Genomic DNA, 3,697 nt, shown 5'->3' with positions numbered 1-3,697 from the left:
TAAAAATAATCGCATTTATTATGTTGATATTTCCGACAATTTATCAAGGAATTGCTGGATTTAGAACCAAAGATGCTACTGTTGTAAAAAAAATTGCTTGGCGCGCCGTTTTGATGCAAATCATGGGAACGCTTTTGGCTTATTTTATCTTCATAAAAATTGGTCAAGACAAACAAGTTGCCATTTATGTTGGCTTTATGTTTTTTACGTCGCTTGCAATTTTAGTCCTAATACAAAACATTTTGATTTACTTAAAAAATAATAGTAATAATTAAAACGTCGCTCATAGAGCGACGTTTTTTAATTTAAAATTGAGTTTCTACTCTACTTATTTCTTATAAAAAATTTACCTATTTGTTCATCATTCCACTCATCAAAACCTTTTTCATTTTTATCTAAATAATTAAATAAAAATAAGGTATCATTCCTTTTAATAAAACATTGATTAGAGTTTTCAATTTTATAAATCTGATCGCCAATTTTAGAAAATCCATATAGTTGTTTAGATGGATTAATTATTTTGTTTATTGAATCATTCATTTTAGGTTTATTCCAAACTTCATTTTCAGAAAGTTTAATACTATATTTTTTATCAGATAAATACAATGTATGATTTCTATGAGAGTTCTTATAAACTATGTAAAACTCGCTTTGATTTCTCAATATATTTTCAATTCTATTTATCTGTAAAGGATTTATATAAAATGTCTGAATAATATAAAAGAAAATAATTAGCAAAATAACTAATATCGAAAATACATAATATTTCTTCATACTATAATTCAAGCCAATAAATTAACGTATTGTTCTGCTTTTTCGGTTAGTTTAGTTTTTACTTGATCATAATTTGAATCAAAAAAACTTCGTAATCTGAACTTTGATTTTTTGGTTTGAATAGTTAGAATTTGATTGCGATTCAAGCGAAAAATATCTTCTTCTTCGTACAAATAATAAATTGCTCGATATGGAATTTCATCTTTTTTGAAAATTGTTCTGATTTCGAACGTTTCTTCTTTTAACGTAAATAAGGTCAAATTAAACGTTAAATCGTATAAAATAGACATCGATGCAAGTAAAGAAATCATGAAAACGCCAATGCGTAAAAAAGGTTCGTCTATCCAAAAATTTCCTCCAAACCAAAAAGCTTTGACAAACGTAAAGTTAACCATCATTAATAATAGAAAAATGATGACGAGAAGAAGTGTTTGCCAACTAAGTTTAGATTTTACCATCTCTGATTGGATTTGTACTAATTTACAATTTTTTTGAACAGATTTAGAAAATTTTTCTACAAATAAAAAACCTCATATAAATCTGAGGTTCATTATATTTTAAAAATGTTATGTTATAAAATTTCAATACTAAAACTATGATTGAGATATTTCTTATATTCCAAGATTTATGCCAAACTGAATCATTTTACGATTATCAAATGTGTTATCTTTAAAATAATTGTTCAAATCTTTTCTTACAAAAACATCAATCAATCCTAAACCAATTGTTATTTCAGCTCCGTAGATAAAATTATTCACATTATAATTTCCACGTTCTTTGTTGCGAACACCATCTCCTTTGTAAATATTATTCGATGATAACAACGTTCCTCCATACATATACGCTGCGATATAGTGTTTTCCTTGCGGACGATATGCAAAATCTTCGGTAATATTTTTGACTTTCGAAAAGTTGTATTTAAATCCAACCGGAACCATAAAATAAGCCGAACGCAATTTCGATTTATCTAACGATTTATCACTTTTTACCAAGCCAACATTTCCATTTTCATCACGATTAAAGCGCATATCATCGTCGATGCGATACGTTCTCCACGAAAATAACCCTCCTGCCAAAAAGTTAACAGGACTTGTTAACGATAATTGTCTTTCGTACATTAAACCTGCTGTTAAATTGCTCGAAAACTTCTCATGTTTGTTCAATTCTTCGTCTTTTTTTCCTGTAAACGCCATGTATCCAAAAGAAGCATAACCGTTAATTTGATTCGCAATTCGGTAACGTTTCGTCACATCTTGTTTCGTTTTTGGCGTAATTGGATCTTCGCCGTTCATAATCGAAAATGCAACTTGTTGTTTGATGATATCATCTAAATTGAAATTTACCTCCTGAATACGATCATTTATCGTTCCCGAATACACGCTCGCAATAGCTTCTTTCTTAGCTGTAGCCTCAGAAGCATTCAGTTTTCCTTCTGTTAATTCTTTGTCAACTGCCGCAATTTTCTTTTCCATTGCAGATTTTTCTTCCTGAACAATTTGACGAATCACTAACGTAAATTCGCTGATGCGATCTTTTACAATTGGACTGATTTTTTCGTCGTTTTTATCATTCAAATCAAATGTAAATTTTTGAGCATATAGTGATGTAGCTGATAAGCATAATAATCCTGCTACGATAAGTTTTTTTATCATAATCTTGCTAATTTAGGGATATTAATGTTTTATTTGAAGCCGATAGAAACCACGCGCGATTGGTTTGACTCCTTTAGATTTTCTTTATTTTCGATCGAATACAACAACATATTTGGATCTACAAAATTCTTCTTCTTTTTGTTCACTTTTACAGAATCTAATGTTGTGTTAGCTGCAATATTTTTCTTTGGTTGAGCTTCTGATTTTAAATCTTCTTTCTTCTCTACAATAGCTTCTTTCTTCGTTGGAAAAGCCATTTCAACTTGTTGAGATTCTTCGTTTATTGCCACTTGAACTTTACCATGTTGAATTGGTTTCTTCTCTTCTTGTGTCTGAATTTCAACTTCTTTTTTAGAGGAATCAATCTTTTCATTATTCGCTAAAATCGATTCTGAAGAATGAACTGTATTAGAATCTGATTGAATTTCTTGCGGATTATTTTGTTCCTGATGATTTACAAATTCTTTTGGTTGATCATCTTTCGATTGATTCATGAATAAATAAATTGATGTAGAAACCGTAAATAACGCCACAACCGCAGCAGACAACCACCATTTGAAATTCGATTTTTGTGGTGATGGAGCGACATCCATACGAGCTTGAATTCTGTCCCACGCATCATGAGAAGGATTCAATTCACGATTTTCTAAATCGTCTTTTATATAGTTTGATATTTTATCGTTGTTTTTCATTTGTCATTTTCTTTTTACTTAGAACAATTTCTTTCAGTTTTGCCTTTGCTCGAAACAATTGCGTTTTACTGGTCGATACCGAAATATTCAGCATTTCTGCAATTTCTTGATGCGAATAATCTTCGAGAATATGAAGATTAAACACCAATCGATAAGGTTCTGAAAGTTGATCTAACACCTCTTGCACATTAAAATTTAACCACGTTTCTTCTACTTCTTCATCTGCTTCATCATAATTAGAAACTCTTACATCATCAACATAAATCAATGTTTTATTTGCACGTAAAAAAGTTAAACATTCGTTGACCATGATTCGACGCATCCAACCTTCGAAACTTCCTTTATTTTGAAATTTCTCGATATGATTAAAAACTTTACAAAAACCGTTAATCATACAATCTTCTGCATAATGCATGTCTTCGATGTAGCTTCTACAAACGCTCAGCATCTTTTTGGAGTTTTGTTCGTAGAGTTCTTTTTGCGCCAAAGCATCGTTCTTTTTTAGTCGTTCGACTAAAATTTCTTCTTTACTTTTTCGATTTAGTACAAATAATTTCACGTGTGTTAATTGCTTTCTTA

The 3,697-nt window shown here is 30.1% G+C and carries 6 protein-coding genes; 1 reads left to right on the top strand and 5 read right to left on the bottom strand.

Annotation, left to right across the window (positions count from 1 at the left end):
* Positions 1-275, top strand: a 275-nt coding sequence (locus Q0616_RS04515) for a hypothetical protein (RefSeq protein WP_298775436.1), incomplete at its 5' end; no start/stop codon positions are given.
* Between the two features lie 49 nt (positions 276-324).
* Here the strand turns inward: Q0616_RS04515 and Q0616_RS04510 are convergent.
* The 5 genes from Q0616_RS04510 to Q0616_RS04490 form a co-directional block, all read right to left on the bottom strand.
* The gene (locus tag Q0616_RS04510) at positions 325-774 is read right to left on the bottom strand and encodes a hypothetical protein (RefSeq protein ID WP_260541446.1); all 450 of its coding nucleotides are present in this window, start codon (positions 772-774) and stop codon (positions 325-327) included.
* An 8-nt stretch (positions 775-782) separates the two neighbouring features.
* Positions 783-1,232, bottom strand: coding sequence for a hypothetical protein (locus Q0616_RS04505; RefSeq protein ID WP_147280029.1), 450 nt, complete (start codon positions 1,230-1,232; stop codon positions 783-785).
* Between the two features lie 153 nt (positions 1,233-1,385).
* Positions 1,386-2,426: a PorT family protein gene (locus Q0616_RS04500; protein WP_260541447.1), complete on the bottom strand. Its 1,041-nt coding sequence runs from the start codon at positions 2,424-2,426 to the stop codon at positions 1,386-1,388.
* 29 nt (positions 2,427-2,455) lie between these two features.
* Positions 2,456-3,118: a hypothetical protein gene (locus tag Q0616_RS04495; protein ID WP_298775431.1), complete on the bottom strand. Its 663-nt coding sequence runs from the start codon at positions 3,116-3,118 to the stop codon at positions 2,456-2,458.
* Positions 3,102-3,697 (bottom strand): sigma-70 family RNA polymerase sigma factor (locus tag Q0616_RS04490; protein WP_366940253.1); only part of this gene is annotated, 596 nt, incomplete at its 5' end. The genes Q0616_RS04495 and Q0616_RS04490, both read right to left, overlap by 17 nt.

This window comes from uncultured Empedobacter sp. (assembly GCF_937930195.1).
Classification (GTDB): Bacteria; Bacteroidota; Bacteroidia; order Flavobacteriales; family Weeksellaceae; genus Empedobacter; species Empedobacter stercoris.
This window is presented reverse-complemented; position numbering and strand designations above follow the sequence as displayed.

Bases quoted from the DNA above. Each gene is read 5' to 3' on its own strand.
- Q0616_RS04510 (WP_260541446.1), bottom strand. From the start codon at position 774: ATGAAGAAATATTATGTATTTTCGATATTAGTTATTTTGCTAATTATT.
- Q0616_RS04505 (WP_147280029.1), bottom strand. From the start codon at position 1,232: ATGGTAAAATCTAAACTTAGTTGGCAAACACTTCTTCTCGTCATCATT.
- Q0616_RS04500 (WP_260541447.1), bottom strand. From the start codon at position 2,426: ATGATAAAAAAACTTATCGTAGCAGGATTATTATGCTTATCAGCTACA.
- Q0616_RS04495 (WP_298775431.1), bottom strand. From the start codon at position 3,118: ATGAAAAACAACGATAAAATATCAAACTATATAAAAGACGATTTAGAA.